The organism is Alloalcanivorax venustensis (genome assembly GCF_047495515.1).
Lineage (GTDB): Bacteria > Pseudomonadota > Gammaproteobacteria > Pseudomonadales > Alcanivoracaceae > Alloalcanivorax > Alloalcanivorax venustensis.
The window spans coordinates 2,095,082-2,113,929 of record NZ_CP179934.1; the positions used below are offsets into that span (position 1 = coordinate 2,095,082).

General features: G+C 66.7%; 16 protein-coding genes. All 16 read left to right on the forward strand.

The window, feature by feature from the left end:
- The first annotated feature begins 101 nt into the window (after positions 1-101).
- The 16 genes from pyrH (at position 102) to tilS (ending at position 18,625) form a co-directional block, all read left to right on the forward strand.
- Entirely contained in the window at positions 102-851 is a 750-nt protein-coding gene (gene pyrH, locus ACMG4O_RS09855; protein WP_185956966.1) for a UMP kinase, read from the forward strand.
- Between the two features lie 2 nt (positions 852-853).
- Entirely contained in the window at positions 854-1,411 is a 558-nt protein-coding gene (gene frr / locus ACMG4O_RS09860) for a ribosome recycling factor (RefSeq protein WP_194856458.1), read from the forward strand.
- 93 nt (positions 1,412-1,504) lie between these two features.
- Positions 1,505-2,287: a polyprenyl diphosphate synthase gene (gene uppS, locus ACMG4O_RS09865; RefSeq protein ID WP_335628487.1), complete on the forward strand. Its 783-nt coding sequence runs from the start codon at positions 1,505-1,507 to the stop codon at positions 2,285-2,287.
- On the forward strand, positions 2,287-3,111 hold the full coding sequence (locus ACMG4O_RS09870) for a phosphatidate cytidylyltransferase (RefSeq protein WP_142949949.1): 825 nt from the start codon (positions 2,287-2,289) through the stop codon (positions 3,109-3,111). The genes uppS and ACMG4O_RS09870 overlap by 1 nt, the downstream gene beginning before the upstream one ends.
- Positions 3,111-4,295, forward strand: a complete 1,185-nt coding sequence (ispC, locus tag ACMG4O_RS09875) for a 1-deoxy-D-xylulose-5-phosphate reductoisomerase (RefSeq protein WP_414433723.1) — start codon at positions 3,111-3,113, stop codon at positions 4,293-4,295. The genes ACMG4O_RS09870 and ispC overlap by 1 nt, the downstream gene beginning before the upstream one ends.
- Positions 4,289-5,602 (forward strand): RIP metalloprotease RseP, encoded by a 1,314-nt coding sequence (gene rseP, locus ACMG4O_RS09880; protein ID WP_414433724.1) that lies wholly within the window; start codon positions 4,289-4,291, stop codon positions 5,600-5,602. Before ispC ends, rseP begins: the two co-directional genes overlap by 7 nt.
- Positions 5,599-7,968 carry an outer membrane protein assembly factor BamA gene (bamA, locus tag ACMG4O_RS09885; protein WP_142949946.1) on the forward strand — a complete coding sequence of 790 codons (2,370 nt, stop codon included), beginning with the start codon at positions 5,599-5,601 and terminating at the stop codon, positions 7,966-7,968. The genes rseP and bamA overlap by 4 nt, the downstream gene beginning before the upstream one ends.
- A 9-nt stretch (positions 7,969-7,977) precedes the next feature.
- The gene (locus tag ACMG4O_RS09890; RefSeq protein ID WP_142949945.1) at positions 7,978-8,472 is read left to right on the forward strand and encodes an OmpH family outer membrane protein; all 495 of its coding nucleotides are present in this window, start codon (positions 7,978-7,980) and stop codon (positions 8,470-8,472) included.
- A gap of 4 nt (positions 8,473-8,476) precedes the next feature.
- On the forward strand, positions 8,477-9,508 hold the full coding sequence (gene lpxD, locus ACMG4O_RS09895) for a UDP-3-O-(3-hydroxymyristoyl)glucosamine N-acyltransferase (RefSeq protein ID WP_414433725.1): 1,032 nt from the start codon (positions 8,477-8,479) through the stop codon (positions 9,506-9,508).
- Positions 9,509-9,553: 45 nt separating this feature from the next.
- On the forward strand, positions 9,554-9,991 hold the full coding sequence (fabZ, locus tag ACMG4O_RS09900; protein WP_142949943.1) for a 3-hydroxyacyl-ACP dehydratase FabZ: 438 nt from the start codon (positions 9,554-9,556) through the stop codon (positions 9,989-9,991).
- 82 nt (positions 9,992-10,073) lie between these two features.
- Positions 10,074-10,859, forward strand: coding sequence for an acyl-ACP--UDP-N-acetylglucosamine O-acyltransferase (gene lpxA / locus ACMG4O_RS09905; RefSeq protein WP_194856451.1), 786 nt, complete (start codon positions 10,074-10,076; stop codon positions 10,857-10,859).
- Positions 10,860-10,871: 12 nt separating this feature from the next.
- Positions 10,872-12,044 carry a lipid-A-disaccharide synthase gene (gene lpxB, locus ACMG4O_RS09910; RefSeq protein WP_414433726.1) on the forward strand — a complete coding sequence of 391 codons (1,173 nt, stop codon included), beginning with the start codon at positions 10,872-10,874 and terminating at the stop codon, positions 12,042-12,044.
- Entirely contained in the window at positions 12,037-12,684 is a 648-nt protein-coding gene (rnhB, locus tag ACMG4O_RS09915; protein WP_370212348.1) for a ribonuclease HII, read from the forward strand. Before lpxB ends, rnhB begins: the two co-directional genes overlap by 8 nt.
- Positions 12,677-16,207 carry a DNA polymerase III subunit alpha gene (dnaE, locus tag ACMG4O_RS09920; RefSeq protein ID WP_142949939.1) on the forward strand — a complete coding sequence of 1,177 codons (3,531 nt, stop codon included), beginning with the start codon at positions 12,677-12,679 and terminating at the stop codon, positions 16,205-16,207. The genes rnhB and dnaE overlap by 8 nt, the downstream gene beginning before the upstream one ends.
- A 96-nt stretch (positions 16,208-16,303) precedes the next feature.
- Positions 16,304-17,275, forward strand: coding sequence for an acetyl-CoA carboxylase carboxyltransferase subunit alpha (locus tag ACMG4O_RS09925; RefSeq protein WP_142949938.1), 972 nt, complete (start codon positions 16,304-16,306; stop codon positions 17,273-17,275).
- 30 nt (positions 17,276-17,305) lie between these two features.
- Complete coding sequence (tilS, locus tag ACMG4O_RS09930; protein ID WP_414433727.1) at positions 17,306-18,625, forward strand: tRNA lysidine(34) synthetase TilS; 1,320 nt, start codon at positions 17,306-17,308, stop codon at positions 18,623-18,625.
- Positions 18,626-18,848 lie beyond the last annotated feature (223 nt).

Genomic DNA, 18,848 nt, shown 5'->3' on the forward strand with positions numbered 1-18,848 from the left:
AGCAAGGCGTTTTTTTCGACTTGCATCCTGCCTCCGGCGGGGTAGTGTGCTGAATGGATTGAGATGAACGGCGGGTATTCATGAGTGGCGGAGATCAAGAGATGGCCAAGAACAAGGAGCGCTCGCCGCGCTACAACCGTATTCTGCTGAAATTGAGCGGTGAAGCGCTGGCGGGCGAAGAGGGGTTTGGAATCGACCCGCGGGTGCTGGACACCCTGTCATTGGAAATCGGCCAGCTGGTGGGCATCGGCGTTCAGGTGGGCCTGGTGGTCGGCGGCGGCAACCTGTTCCGCGGCGCCGCCCTGCAAACCGCCGGCCTGGACCGGGTGGCGGGCGATCATATGGGCATGCTGGCCACGGTGATGAACGGCCTGGCGCTGCGTGACGCCCTGGAACGGTCCAATATCCGCACCCGGCTGATGTCGGCCATTCCCATGAGCGGCATCGTGGAGCATTATGACCACCGCAACGCCAACCGGCACCTGAAGAACGGCGAAGTGGTGATTTTCTGCGCCGGCACCGGCAATCCGTTTTTCACCACGGATTCCGCGGCCTGTCTGCGCGGTATCGAGATCAGCGCCGACGTGGTGCTCAAGGCCACCAAGGTGGACGGCGTCTACAACGACGACCCGGTGACGAACCCCCAGGCGGAGAAGTACGATCACCTCACCTACGACGAGGTGATTGACCGCAAGCTCGGGGTGATGGATCTGACCGCCATCTGCCTGTGCCGTGACCACGGCATGCCGTTGCGGGTATTTAACATGAACAAGCAGGGCGCGCTGCTCGGCCTGATGCTGGGCGGCAACGAAGGCACCCTGGTTGTGGCTGACAAAGAAGGCGAGGAATAAAGGTGATCGAGGATATCAAGAAGGACGCCCAGTCGCGCATGAAGAAGAGTCTGGAATCGCTCGACGTGGCACTCAAGCGGGTGCGCACCGGACGGGCGCATCCGAGCCTGCTGGACGGTGTGACCGTGGCCTACTACGGTTCGCCCACGCCGCTCAGCCAGTTGGCCAACATTTCCGTGGAAGAGGGCCGCACCCTGGTGGTGTCGCCGTTCGACCGCTCCCTGGTTCCGGAGGTTGAGAAAGCGATCATGACCTCCGACCTGGGCCTGAACCCCTCCACCGCCGGCACGGTGATCCGACTGCCGCTGCCGCCGCTCACCGAGGAAACCCGCAAGGACCTGGTGAAAGTGGTGCGCGCTGAAGTCGAGCACGCCCGGGTGGCGATCCGCAATATCCGCCGTGACGCCAACGGCGACCTGAAAGACCTGCTCAAGGAGAAGGAAATCTCCGAGGACGAAGCCCGCCACGGCGAAGAGCAGATTCAGCAGCTCACCGATAAAAGCGTGGCCGAAGCCGACGCCATGCTCAAAACCAAGGAAGAGGAGTTGATGACGGTATAAGTGGCGGGGCGCAAGGGCGCCCGCCGACCGTTGTCCAAACACACTGTACGGGTGAATTCGGGATGCGGGCCCACCGCAGCCCGATGTTTTTTTATGGAAGACAGCAAAGCCGACTCCTCCGCTCCCGATATCGACTCCCATCAGGGCGCCGTTCCCCGCCATGTGGCCATCATTATGGATGGCAACAACCGCTGGGCGCGCCGCCGTGATCTGCCCGGGGTGGAAGGCCACCGGGCCGGTGAAAACGCGGTGCAGACGGTGATCCGCCGGGCCGGCCAGCGCGGCGTGGAAGTGGTCACCCTGTTCGCCTTCAGTTCCGAGAACTGGCGCCGGCCCCCGGAGGAAGTGAACCATCTGATGGGTCTGTTCGTGCGCGCCCTGGGCGAACGGGTGGACGAGCTGCAGGAAAACGGCGTGCGGCTGCGTTTCATCGGCGAGCGCGCCGCGTTCGGCGAGGATCTGCGCCGGGGCATGGCCGACGCCGAGCAGCGCACCGCCGGCAACCAGCGAATGACCGTGGTGGTGGCGGTGAATTACGGGGGCCAGTGGGATCTGGCCCAGGCCGCCGCCGAGCTGGCGCGCCGGGTGCGCGACGGCGAGCTGGCCCTGGAGCGGGTCGACGCCCAGGCCCTCGGCGCCGAGGTCAGCATGGCGGACCTGCCGGCGCCGGATCTGCTGATCCGCACCGGCGGCGAACAGCGCCTCAGTAACTTCCTGCTATGGCAAAGCGCGTACAGTGAATTCTATTTTACCCCGGTGCTGTGGCCGGACTTCGACGCCGACGCTTTTGATGCCGCCCTGGCGGATTACGCCGGCCGCCAGCGTCGTTTCGGTCGTTCCGGGGAAGAGGTGGAGCGCCTCAAGGGAGAACAATAATGCTTAAATTGCGGGTGATCACCGCTCTGGCGCTGCTGCCGGTCGTTCTTGGCGCGGTATTCGGCCTGGAGCGGGGCCCCTTCGCCCTGGTGGCGGGCGCGTTTTTCCTGATCGGCGGCTGGGAATGGTCGGCGATGATGGCGCGTTTCTCCACGGCGGCACGCCTGCTCTGGTGCCTGTCCCTGGCGCTGTTGATGCTGGGGGCCGAAGTGTTCCGCCCGGCCTGGGTGCTCAACACGCTGCCGCTGTGGTGGCTGCTGGCGCTGGTGGCGGTGCTCGGCTACCCGCGCACCGCCAGCCACTGGTTCCGCCCGGCGGTGCTGGTGCCGGTGGGCTGGTTGCTGCTGGTGCCGGCCTGGATGGCGGTGGTGGAACTGCAGGACAACGGCGCGCTGGGGCTGGCCGGGCCCTGGGCGCTGCTGTTCGTGCTGGTCTGGGTATGGGCGGCGGACACCGGCGCCTATTTCGCCGGCCGCGCCTTCGGCCGCCGGAAGTTGGCACCGGCGGTGAGCCCCGGCAAGACCGTGGAAGGCCTGCTGGGCGGCGTGGCACTGGCGCTGGTGGTGGTGGCCGCGGTGTTCTACACCGGCTGGCTGGACGCGTCGCTGCCGGCGCTGATGGTGGTGGCGCTGCTCACCGTGCTGGCGTCGGTGCTCGGCGACCTGTTCGAGAGCATGGCCAAGCGCCAGCGCGGCATCAAGGACAGCGGCACCGTGCTGCCGGGCCACGGCGGCATGCTCGACCGCATCGACAGCGTCACGGCGGCCCTGCCGGTGGCCCTGGCGGGGCTCAACTGGTTCGCTCTCCCTGGAGGCACGTTTTGATGACCGACCGGAGTCTGGAAACGGTCACCATTCTCGGCGCCACCGGCAGCATCGGCCGGCAGACGCTGGATGTGCTGGCGAGAAACCCGGAGCGTTACCGGGTGCTGGGCCTGACCGCCGGACACCGCTGGCGGGAACTGGCCGAGCACTGCCTGACCTGGCGGCCGCCGTTCGCCGCCCTGGCCGACGAGCAGGCCGCCGAGGCGCTTCGGAACCATCTCCGTGAGGCCGGGTCTCACACCCAGGTCCTGGCCGGCCATGCCGGCGTGGCCGAGGTGGCCGCCCTGCAGGAGGCGGACACCGTGGTCGCCGCCATCGTCGGCGCCGCCGGTGTGCGGCCGACCCTGGCGGCGGTGGAAGCGGGCAAGAAGATACTGCTCGCCAATAAAGAGACTCTGGTGGTCACCGGCGCCCTGTTCATGGAGGCGGTCAAGCGCCATGGCGCCACGCTGCTGCCGGTGGATTCGGAGCACAACGCCATTTTCCAGTGCCTGCCGGCGGAAGGCGTCGGCCCGGGCGTGCGGCGCCTGCTGTTGACCGCCTCCGGCGGCCCGTTCCGGGGCTGGACCCGGGAGCAGCTCACCGCGGTGACGCCGGAGCAGGCGGTGTGCCACCCCAACTGGGACATGGGGCCGAAGATCTCCGTCGATTCCGCCACCCTGATGAACAAGGGGCTGGAGTATATTGAAGCGTGCTGGCTGTTCGATGTGGCGCCGCAACGCATTGAAGTGGTGATTCACCCGCAGAGCGTGGTGCATTCCATGGTCGAGTATCTGGACGGTTCGGTGCTGGCGCAGATGGGCACGCCGGATATGCGCACCCCGATCGCCTGCGCGCTGTCCTGGCCGGAGCGCATCGAGTCCGGGGCGTCGCGTCTTGATTTCGCGACCCTTTCGAGCCTGGATTTCCAGGCGCCGGACAACGACGCCTTCCCCTGCCTGGGCCTGGCCCGGCAGGCGATGGAGGAGGGCGGCGCCGCCACCGCGGTGCTCAACGCCGCCAACGAGGAGGCGGTGGCCGCGTTTCTGGATCGCCGGCTGGGCTTTAACGCCATCGGCGCCGTGGTGGAGGAAACCCTGCAACGTACGCCGTCCTCGCGGTGCGCCGACGTGGACGCGGTGATGGACGTGGATGCCCGTGCCAGAGATCTGGCGCGGTCGCTGATTAGGGAGTGGGCATGCTGACGGTGCTGGCCTTTATAGTCACCATTGTGGTCATAGTGGCCTTCCATGAGTGGGGGCACTTCCTGGCCATGCGGGCGTTCGGCATCCGCGTGCTTACCTTCTCCGTGGGCTTCGGCCCGCGCATCGCCCGCTTCACCGACAAAAAAGGCACCGACTGGGTGATCAGCGCGATTCCCCTGGGCGGCTTCGTCAAACCGCTGGACCGCCGCGATTCGGAAATGCCGCCGGACGCCAACATGGACGAGGAGTTTTCCGGCAAGCCGGCCTGGCAGCGGGTGATCACCTATGCCGCCGGTCCGGTGTTCAACTTTATTCTCGCCTTTATTATTTACTGGCTGCTGATGATGAGCGTCGGCCAGCGCGACGCCCTGGCGGTGGTCGGGGTGCCGGCGCCGGACTCGCCGGCCGCCGAAGCCGGCTTCCAGCCCGGCGATCAGTGGCTGGCGGTCAACGGCAAGCCGGTGGAAGGCTGGCAGGACGCGGTCAGTGAGCTGGTGCTTTACCTGGGCGAGGACGAGCCGGTCAACGTGCGGGTGCGCCAGTCCGGCGGCGACACCGCCGAACGCCGCCTGCCGCTGGCCGCCTGGTCCGAAGACCCCGAGCAATCACCGCTCACCGTGCTGGGGCTGCGTCCGGCGGTGCTGATCGGTCAGGTGGCCGAGAACAGCGGCGCGGTGCAATCCGGCATTCGCCCCGGCGATCTGGTACTGTCCACCGCCGGCGAGCCGGTCACCGGCTGGGGCGGCTGGAGCGAGCAGTTGCGCGCCAGCCCCGGCGAGGCGCTGCCGGCGCGGGTGCTGCGCGACGGCCGCATCGTCGATCTCACCCTTTACCCGCAACCGGTGGAACAGGACGGCGTCACCGTGGGTCAACTGGGGGTGGGCTCCGGCGGCCTGGTGGAGCACACCTATAACCCGCTGGCCGCGGTGGGCGCCGCCGGCGACCGTTTCGGCCAGCAGGTCAACGTGATCATTACCAGCGTAGCGAAGCTGGCCACCGGGCATCTGCCGCTGGACAGTCTCGGCGGACCGGTGACCATCGCCCAGGTGGCGGGCGACAGCGCCGCCCTGGGCGTCGCCAGTTTTCTTATGCTGTTGGCTTACCTGAGCATTACTCTGGGGGTCATCAACCTGCTGCCGATACCGATGCTGGACGGCGGCTGGATTCTCTTCGGCATCATTGAAATGATTCGCGGGCGCAGCCTGCCCGAGCGGTTTATTATCGCCGCTCAGGGTGTGGGTCTGACGCTGGTGGTCAGTTTCATGTTGTTGGCCATCTATAACGACCTGGTGCGACAGTTTTCATGAATTTCGGAAACACCACTAAAACCCTGCTCAGCGGGGCCCTGGCCCTGGTTCTTATCTTCTCGCCGGTGACCGTCGGCGCGCAAAGCGGCGGTGGCGCCTTGCCCTTCCAGGTGCGCGATATCCGCGTCGAGGGGCTGCAGCGCATCCCGGTGGAGCGCGTGTACGCGGAGCTGCCGATCCAGCCCGGTGACACCGTCAACCGGAACGACGTGGTGCAGGCGGTCAAGCGGCTGTTCGCCACCGGCGACTACGAAGACGTACAGCTCGGCCGCGACGGCGACGAGCTGGTGGTGGTGGTGGCCGAGCGCCCCAGCATCGCGCGCATCGATCTGGACGGTAACAAGCAGATCGAGGAAGAGGACCTGCGCCAGGGCCTCACCCAGGCGGGCCTGGCGGAGGGCGAAGTGTTCCAGCGCTCCACGCTGGAGGCGATCTCCGGGGAGCTGGAGCGCCAGTACATCGCCCAGGGCCGCTACGGCGCCGACATCAGCACCGAGGTGGTGCCGCTGCCGCGTAATCGGGTGGCGCTGGACATCCAGATTTACGAAGGCAAGGCCGCGCGCATCAGCGACATCAACGTGGTCGGCAACACCGTGTTCAGTGACGAAGAGTTGCTGGAAGACTTCGAGCTCAGTTCCTCGCACTTCTGGTCGTTCATCAAGGGCGACGACAAGTATTCCCGCCAGCGTCTGGCCGGTGATCTGGAACGCCTGCGTTCCTATTACCTGGACCGCGGCTATATCAACTTCTCGATCGAATCCACCCAGGTGTCGGTGACCCCGGACCGGGAGCGGGTGCTGATCACCGTCAACGTGGCCGAGGGCGACCAGTTCCGCGTCAACGACGTCAAGCTGTCCGGCGACCTGGTGGTGGATGAAAGCGAGCTGACCCCCCTGCTGGTGCTGCAGGAAGGCCAGGTGTTCAGCCAGCAGCTGGTGACCTACACCAGTGACCTGATCAAGCGCCGTCTCGGCAACGAGGGCTACACCTTCGCCGAAGTGCGCGGCGTGGAGCAGGAAACCGGCGACGGCAACACCGTGGACGTGACCTTCTTCGTCGACCCGGGCCGCCGTGTTTACGTGCGCCGCCTGAGCTTCGTCGGCAACGCCAAGACCGAAGACGAAGTGCTGCGTCGTGAAATGCGTCAGTTCGAGGACGCGCCGGCCAACACCTCGCTGATCGACCTGTCCCGCGAGCGCCTGCAGCGTCTCGGCTACTTCAGCTCCGTGCAGGCGGACACCGAGCGGGTCCCCGACTCCGAGGACCTGGTCGACGTGGAATACGAAGTGGAAGAGCAGCCCTCCGGCTCCATCGGCGCCAATGTGGGCTACTCCGACGCCTCCGGCGCCATCTTCGGCGCCAACGTCAGCCAGAACAATTTCCGGGGCACCGGTAACCGGGTGTCGTTCTCCCTGAGCCGCAGTGCGATCCGCGACTCCTACAGCTTCTCGCACTACAACCCGTACTACACGCTGGACGGCGTGAGCCGCGGCTTCAGCCTGTTCCATTCGGAAATCGATTTCGATGAAACACGGATTTCCTCCTACGCCGCCGACCGTTCCGGCGGCTCGGTGACCTTCGGTTATCCGATCTCCGAATACTCCCGTCTCAGCTTCGGCGGCACCTTCGAGCGCACCGACGTGCAGAGCGGTGACTACATCGCCGTCGCCATTGACGACTTCCTGCAGCGCGAAGGGGAAGAGTTCGACGAGTTCAAGTTCAACGCGTCATTGCGCACCAGCACCCTGAACCGGGGCATCCTGCCGGACCGGGGCTGGGCCAGCACCTTCAATCTGGAAGCGGCGGTGCCGGGTTCCGATTACCTGTTCTACAAGGCCAGCTGGGACGGTGAGAAATATTTCCCGATCACCCGTAACTGGACACTGCGGGCGCGCGGTGAAGTGGGCTACGGCGACGGTTACGGCGACGACAACGGCCTGCCGTTCTTCGAGAACTACTATTCCGGCGGTATCGGTTCGGTGCGCGGCTTTGAATCCCGCTCGCTGGGCCCGCGCTCGCCGGCGTTGTTCTACGCCGATTCGTCGGTGGCCGACCCCGATCCCGATCCGATCGGTGGTAACCTGCTCACCGAAGCCAGCATCGAGCTGATTTTCCCGACGCCGTTCGCGCCGGAATCGCGCAGCATCCGAACCTTCCTGTTCGTGGACGCCGGTAACGTGTTCGAAACCCGGCAACAGGATATCATGCAGGACTTCGACGCCACCGAACTGCGTTCCTCGGTGGGCATCGGTTTGAGCTGGCTGACCGCCATCGGTCCGCTCAGCTTCAACCTGGCCACACCGATCAACGATGAATCCGGTGATGACACGGAAGTATTCCAGTTCTCCCTGGGGCAAACTTTCTAGGAGTTAATTATGAAAAAATATTTGCTTGCCGTTGCACTGATGTTGCCGCTTTTCGCCCAGGCCGAAGGCCGTACCGGGGTGGTTGACCCGATCGGCGCTTTGCAGGAAGCCAAGGAGTTCCAGGACCGTTTCGGCAAACTGGAATCCTCGCTGAAAGACGAACAAAACCGTCTCGACCGTCTCGGCGGTGAGGTGGAGAACCTGCGCGGTCGCCTCGAAAAAGAGGGCATGACCATGAGCGAGGACGAGCGCGAACAGCTGCAGACCCAGGGTCAGCAGAAGATGATTGAGTTGCAGAACCTGCGCCAGTCCGCGCAGCGCAAGCTGAACAAGGGCCAGCAGGAGATCCTTCAGGTGATGGAGCCCAAGCTCAAGCAGGCGGTGGAAACCGTGGCCGAGCGGGAAAACCTGGATATGGTGCTGAACGCCCAGGCGGTGGTCTACGTGAAGTCCGACATGGACATCACCGAGGCCGTCACCAAACAACTCAATTCGATGAAGTAATCGGATGCCTGTGACAGCACCGAAGACGGTCCGCCTCGACGTTCTCGCCCGGGAACTGGGCGCCGAGCTGCACGGACCCGGCGACCTCGAGGTCACCGGGCTGGGTACGCTGGGCGCCGCCGGCCCGAGCCAACTCACGTTTCTCGCCAATCCCCGCTACCGCGCGCACCTGGAGAACAGCCGGGCCGGCGCCGTGTTGCTGCGCGCCGACCAGCTGGACGTCTGTCCGGTGGCGGCGCTGGTGGTGAAGGATCCCTATCTGGCGTACGCCAAGGCCAGCCACTTCTTCGACACCGCTTCGGTGCCGGCGGCCGGTGTTCACGCGGCGGCCTGCGTCGCCGAGGACGCGGTGGTGCCGGCCTCGGCCTCGGTGGGGCCCAACGCGGTGATCGAAGCCGGCGTGGTGCTGGGCGAGGGCGTGGTGATCGGCGCCAACAGCGTGGTGGGCGCCGGCAGCAGCCTGGGCGACGGCTGCCGTATCTGGCCAAATGTTACAATTTACCATGGTGTCCACATCGGACCGCGCTCTATCATACACGCCAATTGCGTCCTGGGTGCCGACGGCTTCGGCTTCGCGCCCACCGCGTCCGGCTGGAGCAAAATCGCCCAGGTGGGTGGGGTGCGCATTGGCGCCGACGTTGAAATCGGCGCCGGCACCACCGTTGACCGGGGTGCGATCGACGACACGGTGATTGGCGACGGCGTGATTCTGGACAACCAGATTCAGGTGGCGCACAACGTGGTGATCGGTGATCACACCGCGGTGGCGGGCAAGGTCGGCATCGCCGGCAGCAGCCGGATCGGCGCCTATTGCATGATCGGCGGCGCCGCCGGGATCTCCGGGCATCTGGAAATCTGCGACAAAGTGCAGATTCTCGGCATGTCGCTGGTGTCGCGCTCGATCACCGAACCGGGCACCTACGGGTCGGCCCTGCCGGTGGACAAACAGGACCGTTATCGCCGGAACGTGGCCCGTTTCCGGCATCTGGATGAACTCTACCGCCGGGTCCTAAAGCTGGAACGCGACGCCGAGTAGCTCGGCCGCGGGCGGCGGCCAGCGTCACTTTTGGAAAACACAATCATGATGGATATCCATGAGGTGAGGGAGTATCTGCCTCACCGCTACCCTTTTTTGCTGGTCGACCGCGTGGTTTCGGTCGAGCCGGGCAAACGTATCGAAGCCTATAAGAACGTTTCCATCAACGAGCCGTTCTTCAACGGTCATTTCCCCGACGAGCCGATCATGCCCGGTGTGCTGATCGTCGAAGCGCTGGCCCAGGCGGCCGGCATTCTCGGGTTCGTGACCGCCAACAAAAGGCCTTCCGACGGCTTTATCTACCTCCTTGTGGGCACCGACAAGGCGCGCTTCAAGCGCCAGGTGGTGCCCGGTGACCGGCTCACGCTGCACGCGGAGTGGCTCACTCTGCGTCGCAACATCGCCAAGTTTTCCTGCCGCGCGGAAGTGGACGGTAAAGTGGTCGCGGTTTCCGACCTGCTGGTGGCCGAGCAGCGTAGCTGATCCGTTGATGGGGCCGTCGCCGTGGGCGGCGGCCTCGCGTATACTCCAGCACACCAAAACGCCAGGGCAAAAGCGCATAACAATGACTCACCCCGCAGCGATTCATCCCACAGCCATTATCGATCCGACGGCGGAGCTGGACCACGACGTTCAGGTCGGTCCTTACTCCATCATCGGGCCCCGGGTGCGCATCGGCGCGGGCACCGTGGTCGGACCGCATGTGGTGATCAACGGCCCCACCGTGATCGGCAAGAACAACCGCATTTTCCAGTTCGCGTCCGTGGGCGAGGACTGCCAGGACAAGAAGTACAAGGGCGAACCGACCCGCCTGGAGATCGGCGACAACAACGTTATCCGCGAGCATTGCAGCATTCACCGGGGCACCGTCCAGGACCAGAGCCTGACCCGCATCGGCGACAACAACCTGCTGATGGCCACCGTCCATGTGGCGCACGACTGCATGATCGGCAACGACAATATTTTCGCCAACACCACCGGCATCGCCGGCCACGTGCACATCGGCGACGGTGTGATCCTGGGCGGCATGACCGGCGTGCATCAGTTCTGCCGCATCGGCTCCTACGCCATGACCGCCGGTTGCAGCCTGGTGCTCAAGGACATCCCCGCCTTCGTAATGGTCAGCGGCAACCCGGCCGGCGCGCGCAGCATGAACTTCGAGGGCATGCGGCGGCGCGGCTGGGACGCGGACGTGGTGGCCACCCTGCGGCGCGCCTACAAGACCGTCTACCGCCAGGGCCTGACCCTGGAGCAGGCGCTCGCCGAGCTTGAGCCGCAGGTGGCGACCTGCCCGCAGCTGGCCATGTTCGTGGACTCCCTGCGCGCTTCGGAGCGCGGCATTACCCGCTGATAGGGCGCTGTTATGAACTCCTCTCCGGCGCCTCTCATTGCTGTGATCGCCGGCGAGGCGTCCGGGGATCTGCTCGGCGCCGGCCTGATCGGCGCCCTGCGCGAGCGTTTCCCCGGCGCCCGCTTTATCGGCGTGGGCGGCGAGAACATGGCCGCCGCCGGCCAGCATTCCCTGTTTCCGATGGAAAAACTGTCCGTCATGGGCATCACCGAGGTGATCGCCCATCTGCCGGAACTGTTCCGCCTGCGCCGCCGGCTGGTGGACGACCTGCTGGCGCGGCGCCCGGACGTGGTGATCACCATTGATTCCCCGGACTTCACCCTGGGCGTGGCCAAACGGGTCCACGCCGCCGGCCTGAAAACCGTGCACTACGTCAGCCCCTCGGTGTGGGCCTGGCGCCAGGGCCGGATCAAGGGCATCCGCCGGGACATCGACCTGATGCTCACCCTGTTCCCGTTCGAGGCCCGGTTCTACCAGGAACACGGGGTGCCGGTGGCGTTCGTCGGCCACCCCCTGGCGGACATGATCGAGCTGAGCGTGGACGCCGCCGCCGCCCGGGCGGAACTGGGGCTGGCCGCCGAGGGCCCCTTGCTGGCGGTGCTGCCGGGCAGCCGGGGCGGGGAAGTGGCGCAACTGATGCCGGAATTCCTGGACGCCATGCAGCGCCTGCACCGGGAGCGGCCGGCGCTACGCTTCGTGATTCCCGCCGCCAACGCCGCCCGCGGCGAACAGATCCGCGCGGCGCTGGCCGCCGCGCCGGCGCTGCCGGTGACCGTCACCGACGGCCGCAGCCGCACCGTGATGGCCGCCGCCGACGTGGTGCTGATGGCGTCCGGCACCGCCACCCTGGAAGGCCTGTTGCTGAAGAAGCCCATGGTGGTGGGCTACCGGCTGGGCGCGGTCACCTTCGCGATCGTCTCGCGGTTGGTGAAAAGCGAGCATGTGGCGCTGCCCAACCTGCTGTGCCGCCAACGGCTGGTGCCGGAGCTGGTGCAGGACGCCTTCACCGGCGCCGCCCTGGCCGAGGCGGTTCAGGTCTGGTTTGATAGTCCCGAGCGGGTGGCCGCCCTGGAGGCGGATTTCACCCGGGTCCACGAGCAGTTGCGGGGCGGTGCCAACGACAAGGCCGCCGACGCCATCGCGGCGTTGCTGGCCCCGGGTACGGGAACCCAAGACTATGCATGATCCGTTCGCCGAATACGCCCTGGCGGAGCCGTTCATTCCGTCCAGCTTCGACTGTTTTCCGGGCATGCATCTGGCCGGGGTCGACGAAGTAGGGCGCGGCCCCCTGGTGGGGGCGGTGGTCACCGCCGCGGTGGTGCTGGACCCAGCCCGGCCGGTGCCCGGCCTGGCGGATTCCAAGACCCTCAGCGCGCCACGCCGCGAGGCCCTGGCCGAGGTGATCCGCGAGCAGGCGCTGGGCTGGGCCCTGGGCCGCGCCGAGCCCGAGGAAATCGACCGGCTGAATATTTATCATGCCACCCACCTGGCCATGGTGCGCGCCGTGGAGGCGCTCGCCCTGCGCGTCGACGCGGTGCTGGTGGACGGCAACCGGGGGCCGCGCTTCGCCTGCCCGTCGCAGCCCGTGGTAAAGGGGGACGGGCGGGTGCCGGCCATCGGCGCCGCCTCGATCCTCGCCAAGGTGGCCCGCGACCGGGAAATGGTGGCGCTGCACGAGCGTCACCCCGAATATGGCTTCGACCGCCACAAGGGGTACCCCACCAAGGTGCACCTGGCGGCCCTGAGAACCCACGGTCCGCTGCCGTACCACCGCCGCTCCTTCGCGCCGGTGGCGGCATTGCTGACAGGAGCTGGAAGTGACTGATCCCCGCTTTGTACACCTGCGCGTGCACACCGACTACTCCCTGGCCGACGGGGTGGTGCGCGTCAAGGAACTGGTCAAGGCCTGCGTCGAGCAGCGTATGCCGGCGGTGGCGGTGACCGACGAAAACAACCTGTTCGCCCTGATCAAGTTCTACTCCGGCGCCATGGGCGCCGGCGTCAAGCCGCTGATGGGCGCCGATCTCTGGGTGCAGGCGGACGACCCGGAAGACGCCCCTTACTACCTGTGCTGCCTGGTGCAGAACGAAACCGGTTACCGCAACCTGACCCTGCTGATCAGCCGCGCCTGGCAGAGCAACCAGCACCGTGGCCGGGCGATGATCCGCCGCGAGTGGCTGCTGGAGCTCAACGAAGGGCTGATTCTGCTGTCCGCCGCCCGCGCCGGCGACGTGGGGCGGCTGCTGGTGTCGGAGAAGACCGCCGAGGCCACCGAGCGGGCTCGCGAGTACCAGCAGGTGTTCGGCGACCGCTTCTATCTGGAAGTGCAACGCACCGAGCGGCCCGGCGATGAGCAGTGCCTGCACGCCACCGTGGCCCTGGCGGCGGAGCTGGGCATCCCGGTGGTGGCCACCAACGACGTGCGCTTTATCGACCGCGACGATTTCGAGGCCCACGAAGCGCGGGTGTGCATCCACGACGGCAACACCCTGGATGACCCGCGCCGCACCCGGAAGTACTCCGAACAGCAGTATCTGAAAACCGCCGATGAAATGGCGGAGCTGTTTTCGGATCTGCCGGAAGCCCTGGAAAACACCGTCGAGATCGCCCGGCGCTGCACGCTGGACATCCGCCTGGGCGAGAACTTCCTGCCGGAGTTCCCGATTCCCGAAGGGCTGACCCTGGAGGAGTACTTCGAAAAGGTGGCCCAGGAAGGGCTGGAAAAGCGGCTCGCCGGCATTCTCGACCCGGACGCGCCGGATTACGCGGAACGGCGCGCCGAATACGATCAGCGGTTGCAGTTCGAGCTGGGCATCATCAACCAGATGGGGTTCCCCGGCTACTTCCTGATCGTTGCCGACTTCATTCAGTGGGGCAAACAGCACCAGGTGCCGGTGGGGCCGGGCCGGGGTTCCGGCGCCGGCTCGCTGGTGGCCTACGCCATGGACATCACCGATCTGGACCCGATCCAGTACGACCTGCTGTTCGAGCGTTTCCTCAACCCGGAACGGGTTTCCATGCCCGACTTCGACGTCGACTTCTGCATGGAGAAGCGCGACCGGGTGATCAACTACGTGGCCGACAAATACGGCCGCGACGCGGTGAGCCAGATCATCACCTTCGGCACCATGGCCGCCAAGGCGGTGGTGCGCGACGTGGCGCGGGTGCAGGGCAAGCCCTACGGCCTGGCGGACCGGCTCTCCAAGATGATTCCGGGCACCCCGGGCATGACCCTGAAAGCGGCGCTGGAGCAGGAAGAGCCGCTGCGCGAATTCCTTGAAGACGACGGCAATTCCGACAAGGAATCCGCCAACGAAATCATGGAAATGGCGTTCAAGCTCGAGGGCCTCACCCGTAACGTGGGCAAGCACGCCGGCGGCGTGGTGATCGCCCCCGGCAAGCTCACCGACTTCGCGCCGCTGCACTGCGACGAAAACGGCGACAACCTGGTCACCCAGTACGACAAGGACGACGTGGAAGCCGCCGGGCTGGTGAAGTTCGACTTTCTCGGCCTGAAGACGCTGACCATCATCGACTGGGCGGTGAAGGCCGCCAACGTGCGCCGCGAACGGGAAGGCGAGGGCCCGCTGAGCATCGAGCGCATCCCGCTGGACGACAAGCCCAGCTTCGACCTGCTCAAGAAGGGCGACACCACCGCCGTGTTCCAGCTGGAAAGCCAGGGCATGAAGGAGCTGATCAAGAAGCTCAAGCCCGACCAGTTCGAGGACATCATCGCGCTGGTGGCGCTGTACCGGCCCGGCCCGCTCGAGTCCGGCATGGTGGACAACTTCATCAACCGTAAGCACGGCCGCGAGCCGGTGTCCTACCCGGATGTGAAGTACCAGCACGAATGGCTCAAGCCGATCCTGGCGCCCACCTACGGCGTGATTCTGTACCAGGAACAGGTAATGCAGATCGCCCAGGTGCTGGCCGGCTACACGCTCGGCGGCGCGGACCTGCTGCGCCGGGCGATGGGTAAGAAAAAACCCGAGGAGATGGCCAAACAGCGTGAGATCTTCGAGTCCGGCGCCAAGGAAAAAGGCATCGAGCCGGACCTGGCGATGAAGATCTTCGACCTGGTGGAGAAGTTCGCCGGCTACGGCTTCAACAAATCCCACTCCGCCGCCTACGCGCTGGTCGCCTACCAGACCGCCTGGCTGAAAGCCCATTACCCGGCCGAGTTCATGGCGGCGGTGATCTCCGCCGATATGCAGAACACCGATAAGGTCGTGACCTTTATCGATGAAAGCAAAAACATGGGCCTCAGGGTGCTGCCGCCGGACGTGAACTCCTGTGGCTACCGCTTCACCGTCAACGCGGAAGGCGACATCATCTATGGCCTGGGCGCCATCAAGGGCCTCGGCGAAGGCCCGATCGAGGCGATCGTCAGCGCCCGCGGCGACAACGGCGAGGAGCGGGCCTTCGAGGACCTGTTCGATTTCTGCCGGCGCATTGATCTGAAGAAGATCAACAAGCGCTCCCTGGAAGCGCTGGTGCGCGCCGGCGCCCTGGACAAGCTGGGGCCCAACCGGCATTTCCGCGACCGCGCCGTGCTGATGGCCACGCTGCCGGACGCCATCGCCGCCGCCGAGCAGGACGCCCGCAACCAGGAAGCGGGCATGATGGACCTGTTCGGCGGTGGCGAGGACGAGCACGCCCCCGCCACGGCGGTGGCCTGGAAGCCCGGCCGCGACTGGAACGACGACATCCGCCTCAACGGCGAGAAAGACACCCTGGGCCTGTTCCTCACCGGCCACCCCATCGACCAGTTCGAAGGGGAGGTGCGCCAGTTCGTCAGCAGCCGCCTGAACAGCCTGCAGCCCACCGCCAAGGGCGAAGCCGCCACCGTCGCCGGCCTGGTGGTGGCGTTGCGCATCACCCGCAGCAAACGCAGCGGCGAGCGCATGGGCTTTATCACCCTGGACGACAAAACCGGCCGGGTGGAGGTGTCGGTGTTCGGCCGCACCTTCGCCCAGTACGGCGAGCGCATCCAGAAGGACGCCTTGCTGGTGGTGCGCGGCGGCGTGCGCATGGACGACTACACCGGCGGCTTCAACCTGGTCGCCGATGAGGTGATGGACATCTGCCAGGCGCGGGAAATGTTCGCCCGCCGCCTGCGGGTCAGGGTGCCGGTGGACGACGCCTTGCCCGACACCCTCGGTCGCACCCTGTCGCCGTACCGCGCCAACGGCAACGGCGGCGGCACCCCGGTGACGCTGCAACTGGCCCACCGGGAGGCGGACGCGGCCATGGCCCTGGGCGACGACTGGAAGGTGATTCCCCACCAATCGCTGATGGACGACCTGCGGGGGCGTTATGGGGACAGCTCGGTGACGCTGGAATATTGAGCCCGGTAACAACTTGCAACCATAGCGCGGGGCGGGCCGCTCGACGCTGTCCCGGCCTTGGCGCTACACTTACCCCACCAAAGAAAGGGGTGCCCTATGAATCCGAATTTCCTCGAATTTGAACAACCCATCGCGGAATTGGAAGCGAAAATCGAGGAACTGCGTCTCGTCGGCAGCGGCAGCGACGTCAATATCTCGGAAGAAATCGGTAAGCTGCAGGAAAAGAGCATCACGCTCACCGAAAACATTTTCGGTAACCTCAGCCCCTGGCAGATTTCCCAACTGGCGCGCCACCCCAAGCGTCCCTACACCCTGGATTACATCCAGCGCCTGTTCGGCGGCTTCGACGAGCTGCACGGCGACCGGTCGTTTTCCGACGATCCGGCGATCGTCGGCGGCGTCACCCGCCTGGACGACCAGCCGGTGATGGTGATCGGCCACCAGAAGGGCCGCGAGGTGAAGGAAAAGGTGCGCCGCAATTTCGGCATGCCCAAGCCCGAGGGCTATCGCAAGGCGCTGCGTCTCATGGAGATGGCGGAACGCTTCAAGATGCCGGTGCTCACCTTTATCGATACCCCGGGCGCGTTCCCGGGCATCGACGCGGAAGAGCGCGGCCAGTCCGAGGCCATCGCCCGCAACCTGCGGGTGATGTCGCAATTGAAAGTGCCAATCATCGCCACGGTGATCGGCGAGGGCGGCTCCGGCGGCGCGCTCGCCATCGGCGTTTGCGATCACCTGCAAATGCTGGAGTTCTCCACCTACTCGGTGATTTCCCCGGAAGGCTGCGCGTCGATTCTGTGGCGCAGCGCCGACAAAGCGCCGGAGGCCGCCGCCGCCATGGGCCTCACCGCCGGCCGCCTGCACGAACTGGGTATCGTCGATCAGGTGGTCAAGGAACCGCTGGGCGGCGCCCACCGTGATTACGATCAGGCCGCCGATGCGGTGCGCCGTAATATCAGTGAGCAACTCGACGAGCTGCGCGGCCTGGCCGTGCCGGACCTGGTGGAGCGCCGCTACCAGCGTCTGATGAGCTACGGCAACGTGCTCACCGACCCCGCCGACGAATAAACCGCCGGCCCCGTGCCGGCGGCCCGCGCCATGCCACCCGTTGACCCCGATGTCTCCGCCGATCTCGCCACCACCGTGCGGAGCCTCGCCCGCCGGGCGCCGGCCGGCCCCCTGTGGCTGGCGTTCAGCGGCGGCCTGGATTCCACCGTGTTGCTGCATCTGCTGGTCCAGGCCGGGCTCGGCCCGCGGCTGTCGGTGGTGCATGTCGATCACGGCCTGCACCCGGACAGCGAGCGCTGGGCGGCGCACTGCGAAGCGGTGGTCAGCGCGCTGGCGCTGCCGTTCTTCCGTGAGAGCGTCAACGTGGCCGGCCGCGCGGGCCTGGAAGCCAACGCCCGCGCGGCCCGTTACCAGGCGCTTTGCCGGCTGGCCGGCGACGCCACCCTGATCACCGCCCACCACCGTGACGACCAGGCGGAGACCCTGTTGTTGCGCCTGCTGCGCGGCGCCGGCGCCACCGGCCTGGCGGCGATCAGCGAGCACAGCCGGCGCGGCAGCACCCGCCTGTGGCGGCCGCTGCTCGGCGTCTCCCGCGAGACGTTGCGCGGGCTGGCGGAGCAGGGCGGCTGGTCGTGGGTCGAGGACCCCAGCAACCGGGCGCTGCACCTCGACCGCAATTACCTGCGCGCCGAGATTCTGCCGCGCCTGCGCCTGCGCTGGCCCGGCGCCGACGCGGCCCTGGCCCGCGCCGCCGGGCACCAGGCCGACGCCGCCGCCTTGCTCGCCGAACGCGCCGAAGAGGACGCCCGCCGTCTGGCCGTGTCCGCGCGCCGGCTACCGCTGGCCGCCTGGCAGCGGCTCGATCCGCCCCGGCTGCGCAACCTGCTGCGCTGGTGGCTGGCCGCCGCCGGCGCCGCCACCCCGTCGGCGGCGATACTGGCTGAGATCCTGGCGCTGCCGTCGGCGGCCGCCGACCGTTCGGCGCGTGTCGCCTGGGGCGGCTGGCAGCTGCGCCGCTTCCAGGACCACCTGCACTTGCTCGCGGACGCCGAGCTGACGCCGCTGACGGTGGCCCGGGACTGGCCGCCGGGCACGCCGCCGCCGGACCTGGGCGCCTGGCGGCTGGTCGCCGGCCCCGGTGATGGCAGCGCCGAGCAACCGGCACTTCAGCTGCCGGACGGCCTGCCGCTGCGCCTGGCGCCCGCCCGGGGCGGCGAGCGCCTCGCCCTCAACGGCTGCCACCAGCGCATCGCCGAGCTGTGGCGCGCCGCCGGCGTGCCGCCCTGGCGCCGCCGCCAATGGCCGCTGGTTTACGCCGGCGACGACCTGGTCGCCGTCCCCGGCGTCGCCGTCGCCGACCCCTGGCGCGACCAGCCCCTCACCACCTGGCACCTGGAACCGGCTTCCTGACGAAGCCGGGTTTGTGGGAGCGGGCTGTGGGAGCTTGCCTTGCAAGCGAAAGGGTGGCTTTAGCCACCCGGCAGGATTCCAGAGACCTGGGTTCTTCAGGTTTCCGGTGCTCCGTATCGGAGACGCGGTGCAATGGTGGTGCCTTCCGGGATCGCTCAAGCCGTCCCTGGGCGCTCTCATTTGGCCATCCCTGGCCAAATAGGTCCCTCCAGGCACCACCATT